The 23,367-nt window shown below is 42.8% G+C and carries 22 protein-coding genes and 1 tRNA gene; 21 read left to right on the forward strand and 2 right to left on the reverse strand.

Annotated features, from left to right (window positions below):
• Positions 1-69: 69 nt before the first annotated feature.
• The 4 genes from tuf (at position 70) to QDI94_RS09225 (ending at position 4,420) form a co-directional block, all read left to right on the forward strand.
• On the forward strand, positions 70-1,272 hold the full coding sequence (gene tuf, locus QDI94_RS09210; RefSeq protein WP_278868518.1) for an elongation factor Tu: 1,203 nt from the start codon (positions 70-72) through the stop codon (positions 1,270-1,272).
• Between the two features lie 368 nt (positions 1,273-1,640).
• Positions 1,641-2,930, forward strand: a complete 1,290-nt coding sequence (locus tag QDI94_RS09215) for a DUF1015 domain-containing protein (protein ID WP_278868520.1) — start codon at positions 1,641-1,643, stop codon at positions 2,928-2,930.
• Positions 2,930-3,394, forward strand: a complete 465-nt coding sequence (locus QDI94_RS09220; RefSeq protein ID WP_278475437.1) for a pyridoxamine 5'-phosphate oxidase family protein — start codon at positions 2,930-2,932, stop codon at positions 3,392-3,394. Before QDI94_RS09215 ends, QDI94_RS09220 begins: the two co-directional genes overlap by 1 nt.
• 45 nt (positions 3,395-3,439) lie before the next feature.
• Positions 3,440-4,420 (forward strand): asparaginase, encoded by a 981-nt coding sequence (locus tag QDI94_RS09225; RefSeq protein ID WP_278868523.1) that lies wholly within the window; start codon positions 3,440-3,442, stop codon positions 4,418-4,420.
• Between the two features lie 73 nt (positions 4,421-4,493).
• Here QDI94_RS09225 and QDI94_RS09230 read toward each other — a convergent pair whose 3' ends face one another.
• Positions 4,494-5,795 (reverse strand): cation:proton antiporter, encoded by a 1,302-nt coding sequence (locus tag QDI94_RS09230; RefSeq protein ID WP_117847140.1) that lies wholly within the window; start codon positions 5,793-5,795, stop codon positions 4,494-4,496.
• A 193-nt stretch (positions 5,796-5,988) separates the two neighbouring features.
• Positions 5,989-6,564 (reverse strand): TetR/AcrR family transcriptional regulator, encoded by a 576-nt coding sequence (locus QDI94_RS09235; protein ID WP_101029816.1) that lies wholly within the window; start codon positions 6,562-6,564, stop codon positions 5,989-5,991.
• 311 nt (positions 6,565-6,875) lie between these two features.
• Here QDI94_RS09235 and glgB point away from each other — a divergent pair, with 311 nt between their 5' ends.
• From glgB to QDI94_RS09320, 17 genes are all read left to right on the forward strand, one after another.
• Positions 6,876-9,167: a 1,4-alpha-glucan branching protein GlgB gene (gene glgB / locus QDI94_RS09240; protein ID WP_278868525.1), complete on the forward strand. Its 2,292-nt coding sequence runs from the start codon at positions 6,876-6,878 to the stop codon at positions 9,165-9,167.
• A gap of 213 nt (positions 9,168-9,380) precedes the next feature.
• Positions 9,381-11,099 (forward strand): glycosyltransferase family 39 protein, encoded by a 1,719-nt coding sequence (locus tag QDI94_RS09245; RefSeq protein WP_278868527.1) that lies wholly within the window; start codon positions 9,381-9,383, stop codon positions 11,097-11,099.
• A 14-nt stretch (positions 11,100-11,113) separates the two neighbouring features.
• Complete coding sequence (locus QDI94_RS09250; RefSeq protein ID WP_015522820.1) at positions 11,114-12,022, forward strand: patatin-like phospholipase family protein; 909 nt, start codon at positions 11,114-11,116, stop codon at positions 12,020-12,022.
• A gap of 105 nt (positions 12,023-12,127) precedes the next feature.
• Positions 12,128-12,733, forward strand: a complete 606-nt coding sequence (locus QDI94_RS09255) for a hypothetical protein (protein WP_278868529.1) — start codon at positions 12,128-12,130, stop codon at positions 12,731-12,733.
• Positions 12,734-12,853: 120 nt separating this feature from the next.
• The gene (locus tag QDI94_RS09260) at positions 12,854-13,033 is read left to right on the forward strand and encodes a DUF951 domain-containing protein (RefSeq protein WP_101029820.1); all 180 of its coding nucleotides are present in this window, start codon (positions 12,854-12,856) and stop codon (positions 13,031-13,033) included.
• 7 nt (positions 13,034-13,040) lie between these two features.
• Positions 13,041-14,114 (forward strand): peptide chain release factor 1, encoded by a 1,074-nt coding sequence (prfA, locus tag QDI94_RS09265; protein ID WP_278475345.1) that lies wholly within the window; start codon positions 13,041-13,043, stop codon positions 14,112-14,114.
• Positions 14,115-14,127: 13 nt separating this feature from the next.
• Positions 14,128-15,162: an L-threonylcarbamoyladenylate synthase gene (locus QDI94_RS09270; RefSeq protein ID WP_278475343.1), complete on the forward strand. Its 1,035-nt coding sequence runs from the start codon at positions 14,128-14,130 to the stop codon at positions 15,160-15,162.
• Positions 15,149-15,760 (forward strand): dephospho-CoA kinase, encoded by a 612-nt coding sequence (coaE, locus tag QDI94_RS09275; protein ID WP_278475341.1) that lies wholly within the window; start codon positions 15,149-15,151, stop codon positions 15,758-15,760. Before QDI94_RS09270 ends, coaE begins: the two co-directional genes overlap by 14 nt.
• Before the next feature lie 55 nt (positions 15,761-15,815).
• Positions 15,816-16,385 carry a lytic transglycosylase domain-containing protein gene (locus QDI94_RS09280; RefSeq protein WP_278475338.1) on the forward strand — a complete coding sequence of 190 codons (570 nt, stop codon included), beginning with the start codon at positions 15,816-15,818 and terminating at the stop codon, positions 16,383-16,385.
• An 86-nt stretch (positions 16,386-16,471) separates the two neighbouring features.
• Positions 16,472-17,884 carry an aminopeptidase gene (locus QDI94_RS09285; protein ID WP_278868532.1) on the forward strand — a complete coding sequence of 471 codons (1,413 nt, stop codon included), beginning with the start codon at positions 16,472-16,474 and terminating at the stop codon, positions 17,882-17,884.
• Between the two features lie 84 nt (positions 17,885-17,968).
• Positions 17,969-18,045 (forward strand) — tRNA-Arg (locus QDI94_RS09290).
• A 159-nt stretch (positions 18,046-18,204) separates the two neighbouring features.
• Positions 18,205-18,534: a thioredoxin gene (trxA, locus tag QDI94_RS09295; protein WP_278418305.1), complete on the forward strand. Its 330-nt coding sequence runs from the start codon at positions 18,205-18,207 to the stop codon at positions 18,532-18,534.
• Positions 18,527-19,420 carry an NAD(P)/FAD-dependent oxidoreductase gene (locus QDI94_RS09300; protein ID WP_278868535.1) on the forward strand — a complete coding sequence of 298 codons (894 nt, stop codon included), beginning with the start codon at positions 18,527-18,529 and terminating at the stop codon, positions 19,418-19,420. Before trxA ends, QDI94_RS09300 begins: the two co-directional genes overlap by 8 nt.
• A gap of 66 nt (positions 19,421-19,486) precedes the next feature.
• The gene (locus QDI94_RS09305; protein ID WP_278868536.1) at positions 19,487-20,410 is read left to right on the forward strand and encodes a DMT family transporter; all 924 of its coding nucleotides are present in this window, start codon (positions 19,487-19,489) and stop codon (positions 20,408-20,410) included.
• On the forward strand, positions 20,407-21,057 hold the full coding sequence (locus QDI94_RS09310; protein ID WP_117951826.1) for an HAD family hydrolase: 651 nt from the start codon (positions 20,407-20,409) through the stop codon (positions 21,055-21,057). The genes QDI94_RS09305 and QDI94_RS09310 overlap by 4 nt, the downstream gene beginning before the upstream one ends.
• Before the next feature lie 82 nt (positions 21,058-21,139).
• Positions 21,140-22,567, forward strand: coding sequence for an alanine/glycine:cation symporter family protein (locus QDI94_RS09315; RefSeq protein ID WP_015523301.1), 1,428 nt, complete (start codon positions 21,140-21,142; stop codon positions 22,565-22,567).
• A 56-nt stretch (positions 22,568-22,623) separates the two neighbouring features.
• The gene (locus QDI94_RS09320) at positions 22,624-23,220 is read left to right on the forward strand and encodes an HD domain-containing protein (RefSeq protein WP_101070413.1); all 597 of its coding nucleotides are present in this window, start codon (positions 22,624-22,626) and stop codon (positions 23,218-23,220) included.
• Positions 23,221-23,367 lie beyond the last annotated feature (147 nt).

The raw sequence follows: 23,367 nt of genomic DNA on the forward strand, positions 1-23,367 counted from the left end.
AAAAAAATTGATACAATATGTTTAAATCTATTGTAAATTCTTTTTACAACAATAAGGAGGAAATTTCCAATGGCAAGAGAAAAATTTGAAAGAAATAAACCCCATGTTAACATTGGTACAATCGGCCACGTTGACCATGGTAAAACAACACTTACTGCTGCTATCACAAAGGTTCTCAACCTCGAAGGCGACGCTGATTTCGTTGATTACGCTAACATCGATAAGGCTCCTGAAGAGAGAGAGCGTGGTATCACAATTAACACAGCTCACGTTGAGTATGAAACAGACAAGCGTCACTATGCACACGTTGACTGCCCAGGCCATGCTGACTATGTAAAGAACATGATCACTGGTGCTGCTCAGATGGACGGCGCTATCCTTGTTGTATCAGCTGCTGATGGTCCTATGCCACAGACAAGAGAGCATATCCTTCTTTCTCGTCAGGTAGGTGTACCTTACATCGTAGTATTCATGAACAAGACTGACCAGGTTGACGATCCTGAGCTCCTCGAGCTCGTAGAGATGGAGATTCGTGACCTCCTCAACGAGTATGAGTTCCCGGGCGACGATACACCAATCATCAAGGGTTCAGCTTACCTTGCTCTTACAAGCACATCAAAGGATCCTAACGCTCCTGAGTACAAGTGCATCCACGAGCTTATGGACGCTGTTGACGAGTATATTCCAACTCCTGACCGTAAGGCTGACCAGCCATTCCTTATGCCTGTTGAGGACGTATTCACAATCACAGGTCGTGGTACTGTTGCAACCGGTAGAGTTGAAAGAGGTCAGGTTAAGACTGGTGAAGAAGTTGAAATCGTTGGTCTTACAGACGAAAAGAGAAAAGTTGTTGTTACAGGTCTTGAAATGTTCAGAAAGACTCTTGACTTCGCTGAAGCAGGCGACAACGTAGGTGTTCTTCTCCGTGGTGTTCAGAGATCTGAAATCCAGAGAGGTCAGGTACTTGCTAAGCCGGGTACAATTCACCCACACACAAAGTTCCGTGGCCAGGTTTATGTTCTTACTAAGGACGAAGGTGGCCGTCATACTCCATTCTTCAACAACTATCGTCCACAGTTCTACTTCAGAACAACTGACGTAACAGGTACAATCTCACTCCCAGAGGGCGTAGAGATGTGCATGCCTGGTGATAACGTTGAAATGGATGTTGAACTTATTACTCCTATCGCTATCGAAGTTGGTCTTCGTTTCGCTATCCGTGAAGGCGGCAGAACAGTAGGTTCAGGCGCAGTTATCGCTATTAACGATTAATTTTAACCGATTATCGTTTCATTTTTAACATTCAGAGCCGATGCTTTAGCGTCGGCTCTTTTTGTTGTGTGTAGGGACGGATATCATCCGCCAGACAGGAAATGGCAGATATCGTTTGTTGAAAACAAATTTAATAAATCTCACAAAATGTGGTTCTACTACAGCGGCAAACAGTGATTGCAATCACTTCGTGTTTACACACGAAGTGAATAGGTAATAGCACGAAAATTTTTATTGAATAGATTGCTTTGTACAGAAAATTATAATATTTCCACTTTTTCTTGTTCATGACGACTGTTTGTGTTATAATTGCCTTATCCGGACGGTGAAGATACACTTGACCGAAAAACAATTTGGAGGTTTTTAATATGGCAGAAATAAAAGCGTTCAGAGGAATGCGTTACAACACGGAAAAAGCAGGCGAAATTTCTCAGCTTTGCTGTCCGCCTTATGACATCATAAGCGAGGAACAAAGACTCGGTTATATCAGTGAAAACGAGTATAATATCATTCGGCTTGAGCTTCCGAAAGAGGGCGAAAACCCGTATCAGACAGCAAGAGAAATCCTTGATATGTGGCGGAACAGGGGTGTTCTTGTGAGCGAGGACAAGCCTGCAATCTATGTTTATGAGGAAGAATTTACGGCTTACGGCGAACGCAAGAGAATCAAGGGTATCATCGCCCGTGTTCATCTTGAAGAGTTTGAAAAGGGAATCATTCTTCCCCACGAGTTCACTCTTTCAAAGGCCAAAGAGGACAGACTTAATCTTATGAAGGCAACAAACTGTAATTTCAGTCAGATTTATGCCCTTTATATGGACAGCGAGCATACAACTCTCGCAACAATTGATAATGAATCTAAGGACACACCAAAGCTTGAATTTACCGACGGTGAGGGTGTTACTCACAGACTTTGGATTGTTACGAATGAAAATGTAATCGCAAAGCTTTGTGCAGATTTTGCCGACAGAAAGCTATACATAGCAGACGGTCACCACCGCTATGAAACCGCCTTGAACTATAGAAACTACTGCCGTGAAAACGGTCTTTCAAAGGTTGGCGATCCTTGTGATTATCAGATGATTTACCTTGTTGACATGGAGCATCCGGGACTTGTTGTATTCCCGACACACCGCCTTGTGCGTGATTTGCCGGACTTTAATGTTGAAAAAGTTCTTGACGGTTGCAGGGAATATTTTGATGTAACCGAAATGAACAGCACGGACAATATGGAAAGCGAGCTTGCAAAGCTCTATGACGAGGGCAAAAAGGCATTCGGATTCTATGTCGGAAACGGAAAATGGTACAGGCTTGTGCTGAAAAATCTTGACATTATGGACAAGCTTCTTCCCGAATTGAGTGAACCGTCAAGACAGCTTGATGTTACCGTTCTCCACTCACTTGTGCTTGAAAGAATTTTCGGCATTGATAAGGAAAATATGGCAAATCAGATTAACCTTACATACACAAAGTTCTTCTCAGAGGCTGTTGAGGGCGTTGACAACGGCAAGTTCCAATGCTCGTTTGTGCTTAATCCGACAAGAGTAACCGAAATCCGTGATGTTGCCGCCGCAGGCGAAAAGATGCCGCAGAAGTCAACATATTTCTATCCGAAGATGATTACGGGAATGGTTATGAACGACATCGGAGTTGAATAATGAACGAAAAGATGCGTAGAAAAGACAGGGAAACTACCGAAGAAAGAGCCTATGAAATCCTTAAAAGCGGTGAATACGGCATTTTGTCAACAATCGGGGAGGACGGCTATCCCTACGGTGTGCCTGTAAATTTTGCCGTTGAGGGCAACAAAATTTATTTCCATTGCGCTCCGAATTCGGGTTTGAAACTGAAAAATGTTGAATACAGCAACAAGGTTTCGTTTTGCACGGTTCAAAACAACAGAATTGACGGTGCAAAACTGACTTCAAAATACGAAAGTGCGGTTGTGTTCGGTACGATTGCAAAATCGGTTAAAAACAAGAACAGAGGTCTTGAACTGATTGTTGAAAAATATGCTCCCGAATTTATCGAAAGCGGAAAAAGGTGCATAGAGAAATCGGGCAGTATGACAGGCGTTTATGAAATCACAATCGAAAAAATCACGGGCAAGGAAAATAAATAGTTTATTTATAATTGTTTATGGGCAGAATATGAAAGAGGTGAGTATATGAAAATTCTTGTTGTTTTTACGGGCGGTACAATCGGCTGTGTGCGTAAAGGCGAGGTGCTTTCGCCCGACAATGAGCAGAAATATATGCTCACGCAGATGTATCTTGACAGGTACGGCGATGTTGATTTTGACACGGCTGAGCCTTATACCGTCCTCAGCGAAAATCTTGAGGGCTGTCACATGAACAGGCTTGCCGACTGTCTGCAAAGCTATGATTTGAACAGCTATGACGGCATTGTTGTAACTCACGGAACAGACACCCTGCAATATACATCTGCATTTCTTGCTTATATTTTTGACGGCTTAAATGTGCCGATTGTGCTTGTTTCGGCAAATTATCCGCTTGATGACAGCCGTTCAAACGGCTTTGAAAATTTTGTCGGTGCGATTGACTTTATAAAATCAGGCAGCGGAAACGGTGCTTTTGTTTCGTATAAAAATGCTGATTTGCCCGTGACAATTCACAGAGCGTCAAGACTGCTTGCACATTCGGCATACAGCGACGAACTGCACAGCATTTTTGACGAAAGCTACGGAAAAATTCAGAACGGAATTTTTGTGAAGAATATCCGCTATAAGACATTAAAAAGCGAGTTTGCTTTTGATGAAAGCGTCCGAATTTCGGATAACAGCAATGTGCTGAAAATTTCCGCAACGGTCGGTATGCAGTATCCAGAAATTACGGAAAATGTAAAAGCCGTTCTCCTTGAGGGCTTCCATTCGGGTACGCTGAATACTGACGGTAAGGCCTTGAACGACTTTTGTCAAAAAGCAAAAGCAATGAATATTCCCGTATTTTTGACGGGTGCGTGCAAGGGCTTTTATTACGAAAGCAAGCTGAAATTTGACGGGCTTAATATAAAAGTTCTGCCTCCTGCATCCCCGATTGCAATGTACATCAAGCTGTGGCTTTTGCCGAAAAGTGAATTTGACAAGGCATTTTTGCCCTGTGCAGAAGATTTTTACGATAACTATTGACAATTTACAGATATAAAAATAAGGACAAATGACTTGATGACTGTCATTTGTCCTTTTAGGTTATTGTATTAAATTATTCGTCTTTGCTTTTATCTTTGAAATTATCTTCTGTGATGTTGTAGGTTGCACCGACAACTTCCTGAGTAAGATACTTTTCGTTTTCGGCAAGCTTTTCCGAACGATTGTCTGCCTCCTCATTTTCTTTACCCGGCCATTTCTTGTAAACTACCTTGAGAAGAATAGGTGTTGCAAGCGATGAAACGATGATAAGAATAATAATAGGAGCAAAAAACTGCGGTGCCATAAGACCTGTGTCAAGTCCCTTCTTGGCAACGATAAGACCGACCTCACCACGGTTCATCATACCTACGCCGATTTTGAGCGAGTCGGGCATATTGAATTTGCAAAGCTTTGCCGTACCGCCGCAGCCGATAACCTTTGTCAAAAGTGCAACTGCAACGAGTGCAATTGAGAACCAGAGCATTGAAAGGTTGAAATCGTTAAAGCTTGTCTGAAGTCCGATACTTGCAAAGAATACAGGTCCGAAAATCATATACGAGCTGACATCCATCTTTCTTTCGATGTACTGTGAATCCTTGATGTTACAGAGGATAATACCTGCAACATATGCGCCTGTGATGTCTGCAATTCCGAAAAATTCTTCCGCGCAGTATGCACACGCAAAGCAGAGAACAAGACCGAAAATCGGAATTCTTCTTGAGTGCGGCCAGAGTTTGTCGAGCCACTTGAAGAGAAAATAAAGTGCAAAGCCGAGTATAAATGCAAGAACAAAGAAAAGTACAATGTTGATGCAAACGGACGCAGGCTGAACATCGGGGCTTTTGAAACCGATTACAACGGTGAGAAGTACGATGCCGATAACATCGTCTATAATTGCGGCTGAAAGAATTGTTGTTGCAACCCTTCCTTTCAGGTGTCCCATTTCTTTAAGAGCCTGAACAGTAATACTAACCGAGGTTGCCGCAAGAATTGTTCCCATAAATACAGCCTCAAGCATTGCCAGATCACCGTCGCCAAAGCCGAATACAAGGTAAACAGCCGCACCGCCTGCAACCGAAACGATTACACCGGCAAACGCAACAAGCAAGGCAACAGGTCCTGTTTTGATAAGCTCTTTAAGATCCGTTCCCAGACCTGCCGAGAACATCAGCAAAATAACGCCGATTTCAGCCATACCTGAGATGAACCCGTCATACGATACAAAATTGAGCATACAAGGTCCTACGATAAGACCTGCAATAATCTCACCCACAACCTGCGGTGCGCCGAGCTTTCTGGCAACAATACCGAGAAGCTTTGCCGCAACAAGGATTATGGCAAGATTCTTCAGAATATCAAGTGTGTTAATTTCCATAACTTCTTTTTCGGACAGACTTCAAACGCCTCCTAAACGGCAGTCTGACCGACTCTCCTTTCTCTCTTATAAAACCGAATATATTCTATCACAATCGACAGCAATTTTAAATAAATATTTTGAAGTTCGACAAAAATCGCACTTTGCACAAATTAATGAATAATACAGCTTGAAAAATATGCAAAAAGTCTTTTTATGTATTATTGCTCTTAAGGGTTGGAATGCTTGCTTTTATGAGTTTTGTCATATGCTCGGAAATCACTGAAACCGATTCAATAAGTTCATCCGAATAATCGTTTGTGTTCTCCTGATTTTCAACAAAGGCATAGTATCCGCCGTAGATTGCGTAGTCAAGGATTGTGCAGATTTTTTTATCATTTATGTACTCGGGATGATTTTCAAAGGTCATTTTCTTTAATGACTTTGAAATCTTCACGATAAGATTAGGATGCTGTGAACCCGAAAATACCGTGTCAATCAATTTCTTGTTTTCAGACACTGCGCCCAAAAGACTGCGATAAAATTTTACGGGCTCGTCAATCATCATCTGCGGATTGCTTATGGTACTTACAATGCCGTCAACTACCTCGCTTTCAATTTTATCCGAAAGGTCGAACATATCTTCATAATATGTGTAGAAGGTAGATTTGTTGATGAGTGCTTTTTCACAAAGCTCCTTAACGGTAATTTTGCGCAGTTCTTTTTTTGAACGCAGATTTACAAATGCGTCAAAAATACTTTTCTTGCTTTTTATAACTCTTATGTCCAAAGATAATCACCTGATTTTAAAATTAGTTGGTTTTCCGACGAAAGTAGCGTAATTGTCGCTTGTTTATGCTTTCGTTATTGTATATTATAACAGTATGGGATAAGTGTGTCAAAAATAAAAATTACGGATGAAACACGCATTCCCTGACTATTTTTTGGAACGATTTTCACAGCAACTGACAATATTTCAGACAAACCGACAAAATTATTTACATAAAAATCGTTTTTACCACTTGTATATTTGGTGAAAATATATTATACTGTTCTTATAATATTGAAAGACTGCCTACAATCGCAGAAAAGAGGGTTACTATGGCTTTTAAAATCAATGACGAAAGAGCTCCACTGGATCAGTTCCTGCAGGGCGAATCTGTTCGCGCTTATGAATTTTTAGGCTCACACTTTGTGAACTGGGACGGTCGTCAGGGCGTTGTGTTCAGAGTTTGGGCGCCGAACGCATTGTCCGTTTCGGTGGTCGGTGATTTTAACGACTGGAACAATGACGCAAACTTTATGTACAAAATCTCGGACGGCGGCGTCTGGGAGTTGTTTATTGAGGGAATTCCGGAGTTTGCCTGCTATAAATATTGTGTCGAAACCCCGTGGCATGAGAGAAGGCTCAAAACCGATCCTTATGCTTTTCATTGCCAGACTCGTCCCGACAACGCATCCCGTGTTTACGAGATTGACGGCTACGAGTGGCACGATGAAAAGTGGTATGACTACAAAAAAGAGCATCCGCACAAGAATATGCCTATCAATGTTTATGAGGTAAATGCAGGCTCTTGGCGTAAGTATGAGGACGGCAATGTTTTCAGCTATCGCAAGCTTGCTGATGAGCTTATTCCTTATGTAAAGAATATGGGCTACACTCACATTGAGTTTATGCCTCTTACAGAATATCCGTTTGACGGCAGCTGGGGCTATCAGGTTACAGGCTACTTTGCCGCAACATCCCGTTACGGTGAGCCGAAAGACCTTATGTATTTTGTGGACAGATGTCATGAAGAGGGCATCGGCGTTATCCTTGACTGGGTTCCTGCCCACTTTCCGAAGGACGCACACGGTCTTGGCAGATTTGACGGTACAGGCTGTTATGAATATGAAGATCCCCGTATCGGCGAACACAAGGAATGGGGTACATATATCTTCAATTACGGCAGATATGAGGTAACAAGCTTCCTCCTTTCGTCTGCAATGTTCTGGCTTGACAAGTATCATGTTGACGGTATCCGTGTTGACGCCGTTGCATCAATGCTTTATCTTGACTACAACAGGAATGACGGCGAGTGGATTGCAAACGCATACGGCGGAAGAGAAAACCTTGTTGCCGTTGATTTCCTGCAGAAGCTCAACACGGTTGTACATATGTTCCACCCCGAGGCTATGATGATTGCCGAAGAAAGTACGGCATGGCCGAATGTTACACGCTATCCGATTAAGGATATGGGACTCGGCTTTGACTACAAGTGGAATATGGGTTGGATGAACGATATGCTTTCGTACATCTCACTTGATCCGTTGTGGAGAAATTATCACCACGATACCCTTACATTCAGCATGGTTTATGCTTTTTCCGAGAACTTTATGCTCCCGATTTCTCATGATGAAGTTGTTTACGGCAAGGGTTCTCTCATCAATAAAATGCCCGGCGACTATGACATGAAGTTCAGCGGTGTGAGAGGCTTTGTGGCATATATGATGGCTCACCCGGGTAAGAAGCTTATGTTCATGGGCAGTGAAATCGGTCAGTTTGACGAGTGGAATGCGAACGAGGAGCTTGAATGGAACCTTCTTTCATTTGAAAAGCACCGTCAGCTTAACCGCTTCTTTGCTGAGGCAAACAAGTTCTACCGTGATGTTCCTGCCATGCATGAGAACGACTATGATTGGGACGGTTTCCAGTGGATTGCACTTGATGACTACAAGAACAGCATCATTTCGTTCCGCAGAATTGCTTATGACGGCAGTGAAATCATCTGCGTGTGTAACTTCCAGCCTGTTCAGCACGATAACTATGTTGTTGGTGTGCCCGAATACGGTATTTACGAAGAAGTGTTCAACTCCGAGGCTGAAGAATTCGGCGGTTGCGGAATCAGAAACGAGGGCGAGCTCAAGGCTAAAAAGAAGAAAGACCACGAGCTCAACTATTCAATGGAAATCACAGTTCCGCCGCTTGCTGTTATGTATTTCAAGCTTAAAAAGAAGCTGGCTCTTCCCGTAAAGAAAAAGACTACGGCAAAGAAGGACGCCGCTCTTGCAAAGCTTAAAGCCGAAAAGGCAAAGAAATCGGCAAAGGCTGCTCCGAAAAAGGAAGATAAGGCAGAAAAAGTAAAGGTTGAAGCAAAGTCTGCAAAGGCAGAAGCAACCGCTGAAAAGGTTGAAAAGAAAGCCGAACCCGCTCCCGAAAAGCCCGTTAAAAAGGCAGTAAAAGCAGTTAAGGAGGAAACTCCTGCTTCTGCTGAGGTTGAGAAAAAAGCTGAAAAAACAGAAAAAGCAGTTAAGGCTGAAAAAGTCGAGAAAGCCAAAACTGCCGTAAAGGCTGAAAGCAAAACCGTAAAAGCTGAAAAGCCTGCCGAAAAGAAAACAACAGCTAAAAAATAATCAAAATATTACAAATCATTTGTGCCGACGGATTTTTCTGTCGGCATTTTTGTTTGCCCGAAAACGCATTACATACAAAATTTTTGTAAAGTCTATTGTTATTGTGACCGTATTTGTGGTATAATCATTTAAATGCGGAATGCCGAAAATTGCCGTTTGAACGGCACAAAATTGTCGGCTGATTTTAATTTTGATTATTACGGAGAATTTTATATGAAAATCGACAACAAAAAGGCAAGAATAATTCTTGCGGTTATTATTGTGGTGAGCCTTGTCATAAGCACGGTTTATATGTTTGCAAAACAGGGCTTTCACGAGGACGAGCTTCTGACCTATAACCTTGCAAATTCCTCAAAACAGCTTAATGTTGACGGAGGTTGGAACAGTCCCGAGGATTTCAACGAGTATCTTGCCGTGTCGCCCGATGACAGATTCGACTATGCTCAGGTATATGAAAATCAGATTATAGATGCGTCGCATCCGCCTCTCTATTACGCACTTGTTCACACGGTCTGTTCGTTCTTTCCTGGCGTGTTCTCAAAATGGCTTGCCTATTCAATAAATGTGCTTGCCATGGCAGGCATTTTGATTATGCTTTATAAAATCGGACGGAAAATCACGGGCAACAATCTTTACGCCTTGCTCGGTGTGGGGGCATATGCTCTGAGTATTGCGTGTATTACCACGACAATTTATCTCAGAATGTATGCAACGCTTACCTTCTGGGTGCTTGCATTCGTTTATATGAGCATAAAGCTCTATGAAAAAAAGAACACCGTCGGCATAAAGGACTGCATTCTGCTTGCAGTTACAGTGCTTTGCGGTGTGCTTACCCAGTATTATTTCATCCTCTTTGCAGGACTTACGGGACTTGTTTTCCTTGTGTTCAAAATCAGGGAAAAGTGCGGTAAAGACCTCATTAAGTACATTATTGCGGCTGTTGTGGGTGCAGGACTTGCGCTCTGCATTTATCCGTACATAATCTCGAATGTACTCGGCGGCAACCGTGGACTCAGTTCGCTTGATATGTCGGCGCTTGATATGATTACGGTTGTGACCTATGTTTTCTACAAGCTTTGCACCTATGTTCAGATTCTTGCAAAGGATATGTTCATCAATCAGGTTTGGCTGCTCGGACTTTGTACAGCCGCAGTTATCGGCTTCGGAATTTATTTCCGTTTTGTGAAAAAGGTAAAAATTCCTAAAAAGGCGATGTTTGCCGTAGTTCCGGCAGTTTGCTATTTCATCGGCATTTCACTTGTTTCACCGTTTAACAGCGACCGCTATGTTATGGCGTCACTTCCGCTGATTGCGATGCTTTTTGCATTCTCGTTCATCAGAATTTTCACACTTTTCAAAAATCAGAAGATACGCCTTGCCGTGCCTGTATGCATTTTGCTTGCGTCAGTCACAGCGTTTGTTACGGTTAAGCCCTATTACACATACGGCAAAACAAATCTCTATGAGCCAAAGACAGACAACTGCATTTTTGTCGGAACTGCAATGCTTGAATGGAACAAGTGTATTGACAAGTTTATGAACTACGACAGCACAATGATTGTTCAGAGTTCAAAGTTCTCTCCGACTCTCGGTGATGAGCTTGAAGAATTTGCCGAAAAACGAGGAGTTATCACCAACGGAAAGGTTTCTTCGCTAGCAGAGGCATTTATGTTTAACGGCGACACAAATAAGCAGGAAACCGACAGCATGGAAAAACTCAAAACGGACAAAAAGCTTGCGTCACTTGACGAGGTAACGGTTTATGTTTCCCGCCTTGCAGACAAAGATGATGTGCTTAAATACATAACGGAAAACACAAAATTTAAGAATTATGAGCTTATTCAGGCTGATTACAGCTTTGAAGATTTCTACAACTGGTACGACTATTTTGTTGAAACCGAGTCGTATTGCAATGTTTATCGTTTTTATTAACAGAGGTGTTTAAAATGAATTCGGATAAAATCGATCGCAAAAATTCTATCGGTGTAGCATTTTCGGGCGGCGGACTTCAAGGTATTGCTCACATCGGTGCTGTTCAGGCTCTTTATGAACTCGGAATCCATCCGCAGTATGTTTCGGGTACAAGCTCGGGTGCGGCAATGGCGGCAATCGTTGCAATGGGCTGTGATTCCGATGAAATGAAAAGAGTTGCAAAAAAGCATTGGAAAACTCTTGCCGAAATCGACAACGGCCTTATTTTCAAATCTCTTGCACAGCTTATTCTAAATAAAAAGATTCAGAAAGACGGCATCAAGTCGGGTGAACTGATTGAAGATGTTATCCGTGACATTATGAATGAAAAAGGAATAACAGGCTTTGAAAATCTTCCGATTAACCTTTCAATCTGTACGGTTGACACGCTTACAACCGATGAATGTATTTTTACAACCAAGGAAGAAAATCTTGAAAACGAGCATATTCACTACATAACAGGCGCTCCGCTTGAAACTGCTGTTCGTGCAAGTATGTCGTTCCCTGCAATTTACACAACCTGTCCTTATGACAAGTACAACTTTATTGACGGCGGTTCAAAGGACAATTTGCCCGTAAAAATTCTGCGTGATATGGGCGTCGGCAAGGTTCTTGCAATCGGCTTTGATATTATGACCTACAATCCCGACGCAGGCCTTGGCGGCCTTATTAAGGTTATTTGGCGTGCGCTTGATGTTTATTCAATTGACGGCACAAGAGAGTCAAAGAAAATGGCTGACCTCGCAATTGATATCAAGAACGAAAACACACAGCTTTTCTCAATGGACAGCGTTGACGAAACCATTCAGGAGGGCTACGATGCGATTATGGCTCACAAAGACGAAATTTTAAAGGTTTTCGGTGAGCAAAACAGTGCGGAATAATTAAGATTAAAGAGGACTTCTTTTTTTGAGAAGTCCTTTTGATGTAGATGAAACGAGGATTTTATGTTAAAAATTTTGAATAAAACCCGAAAGGTATCGGGCAAAATGTCTGTACCAAAACAAATTATGACAACATTCTTTGCTTTGCTTTTTGGCGGTGGCATGGGAATTGTCGCAAAGTTTCTTGATTTGAACAGACTGCCGAGCTTTCTCGATTGGCTTGATTTGTCAAACTTTTTGAGCAGAACAGCACCGTGGATTTTTATTGCCGTGTGTCTTGCCGTATTCAGCAAATCTCCCTTAAAAGCAGGAATAAATGTTTTTGCGTTTTTTGTGGGAATGTTAATAGGGTACTATGTGTGGACAAGTGTTTTTGCAGGCTTTTATCCCGATATTCCGTACCTTATGAGGTGGCTGATTCTTGCTGTTGTATCGCCGTTTTTGGCATTTCTGATTTGGTATGCAAGGGGACGGGGTGCGCTTGCAATCGGAATTTCTTCCGTACTCATAGCAATATTCTGTTGCTTTGCATTTAATCTCAACTTTGCCGATTTCAGAATTCTGTACTTCCCCGAATTTATACTTTGGCTTGCAAGCATCGGAATTTTGTTCAAGGATGTAAAACAGAGCGCATTTTCTCTGCTGATTTCAATTCCCGTTGCCCTTTCGCTTGAATACACGGGACTTCTCGGAATTATCGGCATTGGTTGATATTTTTAAATCTCTGTTGTATAATCTAAGTGCAGATTATCTGCATCTCTAAAGTGATGTAAATAATCATAGAAATTCAAAATGTGAAAAATGTAAAAAATTTGCAGGAGGGTGATTTTTGTGAATATCAGCGTTGGCGACAGAGTTGAGATGAAAAAACAGCACCCATGCGGCTGCAAAACCTTTGAAATTCTGCGTGTGGGAATGGATTTTAAGATAAAATGCGAAAAATGCGGCAGAGAGGTTATGGCGCCCCGTGCAAAGATTGAAAAAAATATTAAAAAAATTTTGACGGAGTAGGATATATATGTTTGAAAAAATTGAAATATTTGACAAAAGGTACTCCGAGCTTTCCGAAAGGCTCTACCAGCCGTCAGTAGCGGGCAATCCCGAGGAATATCAGAAAATTATGAAGGAAATCAAGTCGATTGAGGAAATCGTTTTGACTTACCGTAAATACAAAGAGGCTGTTCAGACCGAAAAAGACAGCCTTGAAATTCTTGAGGAAACAAGCGACAAAGAGCTTAAAGAGCTTGCTCAGATCGATCTTGACGAGGCTAAGGATAATATCAAAAATCTTGCGGAAGATTTGAAAATTCTGCTTTTGCCGAAAGATCCGAACGATGAACGAAATGTTATCGTTGAAATCCGTGGCGGTGCAGGCGGTGAGGAATCGGCTCTGTTCAGTGCGGTTCTGTTCAGAATGTACTCGATGTATGCCGAAAAAAAGGGCTTTAAAATCGAGATTATCAATGCCAATGAAACCGAAATCGGCGGTTACAAGGAAATTTCCTTTATGATTGAGGGCGAGGGTGCATACTCACGCTTTAAGTACGAAAGCGGTGTTCACCGTGTTCAGCGAGTACCCGAAACCGAAAGCCAGGGCAGAGTTCACACATCGACAACAACTGTTGCGGTTTTGCCCGAGGCAGAAGATGTTGAGCTTGAAATTGATCCGAATGACCTCAAAATTGACACCTTCCGTTCAAGCGGTGCAGGCGGTCAGCATATCAACAAGACAAGTTCCGCAATCCGAATCACTCACTTGCCCACAGGTATGGTAGTTGAGTGTCAGGACGAGAGAAGTCAGTACAAGAACAAGGACAAGGCTCTTAAAGTTCTCAAAAGCCGACTTCTCAAGGAAAAACAGGACAAACAGGCGAGTGAAATTGCCGAAAACAGAAAAATGCAGGTAGGTACGGGCGACCGCAGTGAGCGAATCCGCACATATAACTATCCGCAGGGCAGAGTAACCGACCACAGAATCGGTCTTACTCTCTACAAGCTTGAAGAAATTCTCAACGGCAGTCTTGACGAAGTGATTGACGCACTTGTTGCCGCTGACAGAGCCGAAAAGCTCAAAGAAAGTATGGAAAAATAATCCGGTGATAATTGTGAAAACATTGTTGTTAAAAAATACAGAGGAAGATATAAAAACCGCCGCAGAGTTGCTTAAAAACGGCGGTGTTGTAGGAATCCCGACCGAAACAGTTTACGGACTTGCGGCTGACGCACTCAACCCCGAGGCCGTAAAGAAGATTTTTAAAGCAAAGGGCAGACCCGGGGATAATCCGCTGATTGTCCACATCTGCGATTTTTCCGATATTGAAAGACTTAACCTTGTGACGAAAATCCCCGACACGGCAAAAAAACTTGCCGATGCGTTCTGGCCCGGACCGCTCACAATGATTATGAAGAAGTCGGATGTTATTCCGAATGAAGTTTCGGCAGGACTTGACACGGTTGCAATCCGTTTTCCGAGCCATAAAACCGCACAGGCGATTATCCGTGAATCGGGTACGGTTCTTGCCGCACCTTCGGCAAATATTTCGGGCTCACCCAGTCCGACAACCGCACAGCATGTTATGAACGATATGGACGGCAAAATCGACGCTGTTCTTGACGGCGGTGCAAGTGAGGTAGGTCTTGAAAGCACGGTAATTACTCTTGCGGGAGATGTTCCGAGGGTACTTCGCCCGGGCGGAATTACGGTTGAAATGCTCGAGAGTGTTCTCGGCAAGGTTGAAGTTGATGATGCGGTTTTGCACAAACTTGCAGACAATGTTAAGGTTGCAAGCCCCGGTATGAAGTACAAGCACTATGCGCCAAGGGCGAGAGTAATACTTCTTAATTGCAACGATGAGCAATATATTGATTATGTAAACAAAAAGGCGGCAAAGGGAGTTGCTGCACTCTGTTGTGACGAGGATATTCCGCTTTTGAAAACTCCCGTTTTCTCTCTCGGAAAACGAAACGACTATACAAGACAGGCTCACACGCTTTTTGACGAGCTTCGCAGAATTGATGAGGACGACAGCGTTAAGGTTGTCTATTCAAGACTGCCAAAAACGAACGGCGTAGGAATGGCGGTTTACAACCGACTTATAAGAGCGGCAGGCTTTGAGGTGATTAACCTTGAACAGAATTAAAATTGTCGGTCTTACGGGACAGAGCGGTGCGGGAAAAAGCACGGTTTCGGCATATTTTGCCAAAAACGGGATGTGCGTTATAAATGCTGACGAGATTGTAAAAAATCTTTACACTCCCGATTCCGTATGCTTAAAGGCTGTTTCGGGTGTTTTCGGTCAGGATATTATCCTTTCTGACGGCAACATTGACAGACCGTTGCTTGCCAAAAAGGCATTTTCAAGCAAAGAAAACACACATTTGCTCAATTCAATTGTTCATCCGTTTGTTACATATGAATTTATGCAGATGGCGAAACAGGCTCAGACAGACGGCAAAAGCGTTGTGATTTATGACGCTCCTCAGCTTTTTGAAAGCGGTGCCGATGTGTTTTGCGACCTTATTGTAAGCGTTACCGCTAAAAAAGAGATAAGGCTTGAGAGAATCTGCAAAAGGGATAACATTGACATTTCCCGTGCAGAGCTAAGAATGTCTGCACAGCTTGACGAGGAATTTTTCAGAAGTCACAGCGACATTGTCATTGAAAACAATTTTTCTATAGAGCAAGTCGAGCTTGCCGCACAAAAGGCGGCAGAGGTTATTAACAACCTGATGAGGTGATAGGATGCCCCAATCAAGGCGATATAAAAAGAAAAAAAGTGCAGGAAAGGCGATTTTGGCATGGATAATTGTGCTTGCAATTCTTGCGGCGGCAGTATTCGTGTTTGTTTCATTTTTTTATGAGGACACAAAAAATAAACTCGATAAAATGAATTATCCGTGTACCTACAGCACATATGTTGAAAAAGCCGCCAAGGATTATGACCTTGATCCTGCGTTGATATATGCCGTAATCCACACGGAAAGCGGCTTTGACCCGAAAGCCGAATCGGGAGTCGGAGCGAAGGGTGTTATGCAGATGATGCCATCGTCCTTTGAGTGGCTGCAGGAGCAAAGAGGTTGTGCGGGACAGTACACCGAGGATGACCTGTTTGACCCCGAAATCTGTATTGATTACGGAAGTTATCTTTTAAAATATTTTTACGATTATTACGGCACGGAACGCTCGGCAATTGCCGCATATAATGCCGGCTTTGTCGTAAGCGACTGGCTCAACGATACTAATTACAGTTCGGACGGAAAAAATCTTGATTCCATTCCGTATCCCGAAACAGAGAATTATGTTGACAAGGTTGAAAGTGCCAAGGAAATGTATATAAAACTTTATTATTCACAATCTAATTAAGTGCAAAGATGTTCCGATGCCTTTGGCGGCGGATTTCAAAATAAAATGGTTTTGCCGTGTTTTACGGCACAGAAAGGACGGTTATTATGGCTGAAGAAAAGTCAAAGACAACTTTATTAAAGGAAAAAATTATGATGACCGAACCGAAGGGCGTTAAGGCTCTTTCGGAGGAAGAAATTAAAAAGGCAGACAGCTTTTGCAACGGTTACAAAAAGTTTCTTGATAACTCACCCGTTGAGCGTGAGGCTGTTCGCTATACTGTTGAGCTTGCCAAAAAAGCAGGCTTTGCAGAGTATGAGCAGGACAAAGAATATAAGGCAGGCGACAGGCTCTATTATGTAAACCGTGACAAGGCTGTTGCTCTTGCCGTAATTGGTAAAAACGGTGTTAAGAACGGTGCAAGGCTTGCAATTGCTCATATTGATTCCCCGAGAGTTGACCTCAAACCGAATCCTCTTTTTGAGGCAAACAATCTTGCTTTCTTTAAGACTCATTACTACGGTGGTCTTAAAAAATATCAGTGGACAACAATTCCGCTTTCACTTCACGGTTCGGTTGTAAAGCTTGACGGTACAAGAGTTGACATCTGCTGGGGCGATGATGAGAACGAAAGCTGTTTCTGCATTACAGACCTTCTTCCGCATCTTGCAAGGGAGCAGGCGTCAAAGCCAATGGCAAAGGCAATTGAGGGCGAAAACCTCAATGTTATCCTCGGCTCTCGTCCGTATGATGCGGACAGCGACGAAAAAGACCTTGTAAAGCTCAATGTAATGGCTGTACTCAATGAGAAGTACGGTATCTGCGAGGGTGATTTTCTTTCGGCTGAGCTCTGCCTTATCCCGTCTTTCAAGTCAAGAGATATCGGTTTTGACAGAAGCATGATCGGCGGTTACGGTCATGATGATAAGGTTTGTGCTTATCCGGCTGTTATGGCGGCACTTGATGTTGAAATGCCCGAGCAGACTTGTATCACATATCTTACAGACAAAGAAGAAACAGGCAGTGACGGCAACACAGGTATGCAGAGCGACTTCCTCCGTTTCTTCATCTATGACCTTGCAAAACAGGACGGTGTTGACGGCTACCGTGTTCTTTCAAAAAGCACCTGTCTTTCAGCCGATGTAAATGCCGCATTTGATCCGACTTTTGCGTCTGCATATGAGGCTAACAACTGCTCATACATTAACAACGGTGTAATTATTTCAAAATACACAGGTCACGGCGGAAAGTATGACACATCAGATGCGTCTGCCGAATATATGGGAAAAATCAGAGCTATGCTTGAGAACAACGATATTCTCTGGCAGGTCGGTGAGCTCGGCAAGGTTGACGGCGGCGGCGGCGGAACAATCGCCAAGTATGTTGCCAATATGAATGTCGATGTTGTCGATCTCGGCGTTCCCGTGCTTTCAATGCACGCTCCGTTTGAGATTGTTTCCAAGACAGATGTCTATATGGCATACAGAGCATTTTTTACATTCTTTGACGCCAAAGACTAATTTCCGGGAAAAAATAAAAAAAGACTTGATTTTTAAGTTAAGTTGTGATATCATACTAATTGCGGCTGATAAACAGTCGCATATGCGCCGGTAGCTCAGCTGGATAGAGTGTCTGACTACGAATCAGAAGGTCGGGAGTTCGAGTCTCTTCCGGCGCGCCAAAACACCATTTGCCTTTTCGCAGATGGTGTTTTTATTTTTATACCGATTTTTAATTATCGGACAGATATTGCAACAGTGCCGAGGCCGATAAAATTTCGTTTTCATAATTCTCCGCAAATAGGGAACAATAATCAAAAATAATTTACGGAGTGGTAATTGTGACCGAAAATATACAGAAAAACGAATTTGAAGATTTAATTAAATCAGGAAAGCCTGTTCTTGCGGATTTTTACGCAATATGGTGTTCACCGTGCAGAATGCTTGCTCCGACAATTGAAGAAATTCACAGTGAGTACAGCAATTGCTTTGAAACCGTCAAGATAAATGTTGACGAAAATCCCGTGCTTACGGAGCGTTACGGCATTTCGGGAATCCCTGCACTTTTATTTTTTAAGGACGGAAGGGAAGTTTTCCGTATGTCGGGAGTTCAGACAAAGGAAAGAATAATTTCCGCAATCTCAGAAAAGATGGGTGAGAGCCTTGTATGATCTTGTAATTGTCGGCGGAGGTGCGGCAGGACTTACGGCGGCGCTCTATGCCTCACGGAGCGGACTTGACTGCATTGTGCTTGATCCGTCATCACCCGAGGGCAGTTCAATTGCCCTTACGGATGCAGTTGAAAACTACACGGGTTTCAGCGATATTGCAGGCTTTGACCTCATTCAGCATTTTTATTCACACGCAAAGTCATTCGGTGCAAATTTTGTCAGACAATCCCTTGTCGGCATAAGAAAAAATTATGACGGTTTTATCCTTGAATGTTCCGACAGCGAGGTCAAGACAAAATCTGTTATTCTCTGCATGGGCGCAACCCACAAAAAATTGGGAATTGACGGTGAAAGTAAGTTTGAAGGCAGAGGAGTAAGCTATTGTGCCGTGTGTGACGGCTATTTTTTTAAAGACAAAACAGTGGCGGTAATCGGCGGAGGAAACACAGCCGTTACCGAGGCGACCTATCTTTCTCATATATGCAAACGGGTTTTTCTTATTCACAGGGGCGAAGCATTAAAAGCCGACAGAGTGCTTGTGCAAAAGCTTGAGAAATCGGGCAATGTCAAAATTCTTTACAACACCAATGTTGTGAAAATTGACGGTGATGAAAAGGTTAAATCGGTTACGCTTGATAATGAGAAAATTCTGAAAACTGACGGAGTTTTTGTTGCGGTAGGTCTTGAACCGAGAACCGAATGTATCAAGGGCTTTGTAAAAACTGATGACAACGGATATGTGATTGCCGATGAAACCTGTCAGACATCCGTGTCGGGAATTTTTGTTGCAGGGGATATCCGCACAAAAAATCTGCGACAAATTATAACCGCCTGTTGTGACGGTGCAAATTCTGTTTACGGAATAAACAAATTTTTGAAATTGTAAGGTTTTCTTTTTCTGATTTTTATGGTATACTATATCCGATATTGTTAATTTTTCCGGATGAATAAAATGAAACTGTTACAAAATAAAAAAATAGCATATTTAACAGCAATTTTCTGCACACTTTTGTGGGGAACGGCTTTTCCGTTTATAAAGGTCGGCTACTCTGCTTTTAAGATTGAGGAGTCGGATATCGGCTCAAAGCTGATTTTTGCAGGAATGCGCTTTATGTTGGCGGGATTTATGGTGTTTCTCTTTTTGTGGATATCAAAAAGAAAACCGCCGACGCTTTCAAAAAAAGATATACTGCCCGTCTGTTCACTCGGAGTGGTGCAGACAGGATTGCAGTATATTTTTACATACATCGGAATCGGTTTTACAAGCGGAACGAACACCTCTATAATAACGGCTTGTGCGTCGTTCTTTACCGTACTTTTCGTGCCGTTGTTTTTCAAAAACGACAGGCTCACGCTGATGAAAATTATCGGTTGTATTCTCGGATTCGGCGGAATTATCGCAATCAATTTCGGCGAAACTGTCAGCACGGGCACTTGGTTCGGCGATATGATGATTCTCTTTTCAACAATATCTGCGGCGGCGGGCAACATTGTGGCGAAAAAAGTCACAACAGGACGAGATCCGTTCCCTGTAACCGCTTTTCAGCTTTTAACAGGCGGTTTTATACTACTTGTGTCGGGCATATGCTGCGGTGGCAGTATTGGTTTGATAAATGTTGAAAGTGTTTCCGTGTTGCTCTGGCTTGCGTTCGTATCAGCGGCGGCATTTTCGCTGTGGACAGCACTTCTCAAGTTTCATGATGCAAGCAGAATTTCCGTTTTCAATCTGCTTGTTCCCGTGTTCGGAACAGTTTTGTCGGGACTTATGCTCGGTGAAAATGTTTTCAGAATCGAAACGCTCATCTCGCTTATTCTGATTTCACTCGGAATTGCGTTTGTAAATATGAATCTAAAAAAATCGGGAGGTAAAATATGAATCCTGATATAAAAGGTATTATTTCCGATATGGACGGTGTCATTCTTGACACAGAAAAGCTGTATGTCCGTTTTTGGTGTGAGGCGGCTCTTTTTTACGGTTATCCTATGGAAACGCACCACGCACTCAGTATTCGTTCAATGGCTCGCCCGTTTGCAATTGCAAAATTAAAGGGCTTTTTCGGGGAGGATTTTGACTACTGCAAGGTTCACGATAAAAGAATTGAGCTTATGGATAAGTTCATCTCGGAAAACGGCATTGAATCAAAACCCGGTGCTGCTGAATTTCTCGGCTTTTTAAAGCAGAACGGCTACAGGGTTGCCCTTGCAACCGCAACCGCTCCGGAGAGAACGAAAAAATATCTTTCGGCTCTCGGTCTTTACGATTATTTTGACGAAATAGTTTGTGCGTCAATGGTTGCAAAAGGAAAGCCCGAACCCGACATTTATCTTTATGCCGCAGAAAAACTCGGACTTGCTCCCGAAAACTGCATTGCACTTGAGGACTCGCTCAACGGCATAAAGTCGGCAAGCTCGGCAGGGTGTAAAACGGTTATGGTTCCCGACCTTGACCGTCCGAGTGCAGAGGCAATTCCCCTTCTTTACGGAGTTGCAGACAACCTTATTGATGTAAAACGATTTTTGTAAAAAACATTAACGGACATAAAGCAGGTTTTGCTTTTGTATATTAAACAGGGTAGGATTATACTAAAACAAGGAGGCGTACAATATGTGGGATGCGATTTCAGCTGTGATGAATAGCTTCAATGACTTCCTGTGGGGTTGGTTTATGATTATTCTTCTTCTCGGAACTCACATTTTCCTCACAATTCGCACAAAATTTGTACAGAGAAAAACTTTTAAGGCAATCAAACTTTCGGTGACAAAGGATCCCGATTCAGACGGTGACATCAGCCCGTTTCAGGCTCTTGCAACAGCGCTTGCCTCAACAATCGGCACGGGTAATATCATAGGCGTAGGTACTGCAATTGCACTCGGAGGCCCCGGTGCGGTTCTCTGGTGCTGGCTCACCGGTGTTTTCGGTATCGCAACGAAGTATTCCGAGTCACTCATCGGTGTAAAGTATCGTGTAAAGACCTCTGACGGCAGAATGCTCGGCGGCGCTATGTATGCTCTTGAAAGAGGATTTAAGTTTAAAACTCTCGGCAAAATTTTAGCCGTTCTTTTTGCACTTTTTGCATTGCTTGCATCCTTCGGCATCGGTTCGGGTGTTCAGGTTAATGCAATTTCAAACATTATGAACAACACCTTTGACCTTGGTACTGTGAATCTTTTCGGTCAGGACGCTTCGGTTATTTCGATTATTGTAGGTGTTCTTGTTGCCGCAATTACAGCCGTTGTAATTTTCGGAGGTATCAAGTCAATCTCAAGAGTTTGCGAACTCCTTGTACCGTTTATGGCTGTTTTCTATGTTCTCGGATGTCTTATTATCCTCGGCATGAACTTTGATGTTCTCGGTAAGACATTTGAAATGATTTTTCAGGACGCATTTTCTCTCAAGTCCGTTGCAGGCGGTTTCCTCGGTTCAAGCCTTATGCTTGCCGCTCGTTACGGTATTGCAAGAGGCCTTTTCAGTAACGAATCCGGTATGGGTTCTGCTCCGATAGTTGCCTCTGCCGCTCAAACAAGAAACCCTGTTCGTCAGGCTATGATTTCTTCAACGGGTACTTTCTGGGACACGGTCGTTGTTTGTCTTATGACAGGTCTTGTGCTTGTAAGCTCAATTATCAAAAATCCTGCAATTGATGTTTCCGACGGCGGCGACCTTACATACAAAGCCTTCCAGCAGATTCCCGTAATCGGTACACCGATTCTTGTTATCGGTATTGCCGCTTTTGCATATTCAACAATCCTCGGCTGGTCATACTACGGTGAACGCTGCGTTGAATATCTTTTCGGCAGAGGCGGTATGATTCCTTACAAGCTGATTTTTGTATTTATTCTTCTCATCGGTCCTGTTATCAAGCTTGACCTTGTTTGGACAATGGCTGACATCTTCAATGCACTTATGTCAATTCCCAACCTTATTGCCGTAGTTGTGCTTTCACCTGTTGTTGTAAAAGAAACGAACTATTACCTTTACGGCAACAGACTGGATGAATACGATAAAACCAAACTTCCTGTAGTAAATAAATAATCACATAAAGCCTGCACTATGCCAATGTGCAGGCCTGAATTTTAAGAGGGAACATTATGGAGAAATCAAGAATTGAAAAGCAATTTGATTTTATAAAGGAAATTGATAAGGAAAAATTCATCATCCGTCAAACCTACCTTTCCGACGCTCGAAAAAAGGAAAATGATGCCGAGCACGCATGGCATATGGCGATAATGACCGTTATGCTTTCCGAATATGCAAATTCGGAAATTGATGTGCTTAAAACAATGACAATGCTCCTGATTCACGATATTGTCGAGATTGACGCAGGAGATACATATGCCTATGATGAGGAAGCTAAGAAAACTCAGGCAGAGCGTGAAATGAAAGCCGCAAAAAGAATTTTCGGACTTCTTCCGGAAGATCAGGGCGAAAAGATGATGAATCTGTGGCTTGAATTTGAAAACGGTGAAACAGCCGAAGCAAAGTTTGCTCACACAATGGACAACATTCAGCCCGCCATGCTCAATGATGCAACCGACGGCAAGGCGTGGGTAGAGCATATTGTTCACCTGCACAGTATCCTTAACCGCAACAAAAACACTGCTGACGGCTCAAAAAAGCTGTGGGAATATTCAAGGGATAACTTTATTATGCCCAATGTTGAAAAGGGCAGAATAATCAACGATTGAGCCGCAATAAATGATTTTGGCAATATAGGTTCTCTACTTGATTTTGAACAGCCGATGTGCTAAAATTAAGATTAACAATACAGAAATTTTCACTGTGTTTTATTATGGAACAATTGAAGGGCTTTTATGTGAATTTTGTTCCGATTT

The sequence above is a fragment of the Ruminococcus bromii genome, assembly GCF_928721825.1.
Lineage (GTDB): Bacteria > Bacillota > Clostridia > Oscillospirales > Acutalibacteraceae > Ruminococcoides > Ruminococcoides bromii.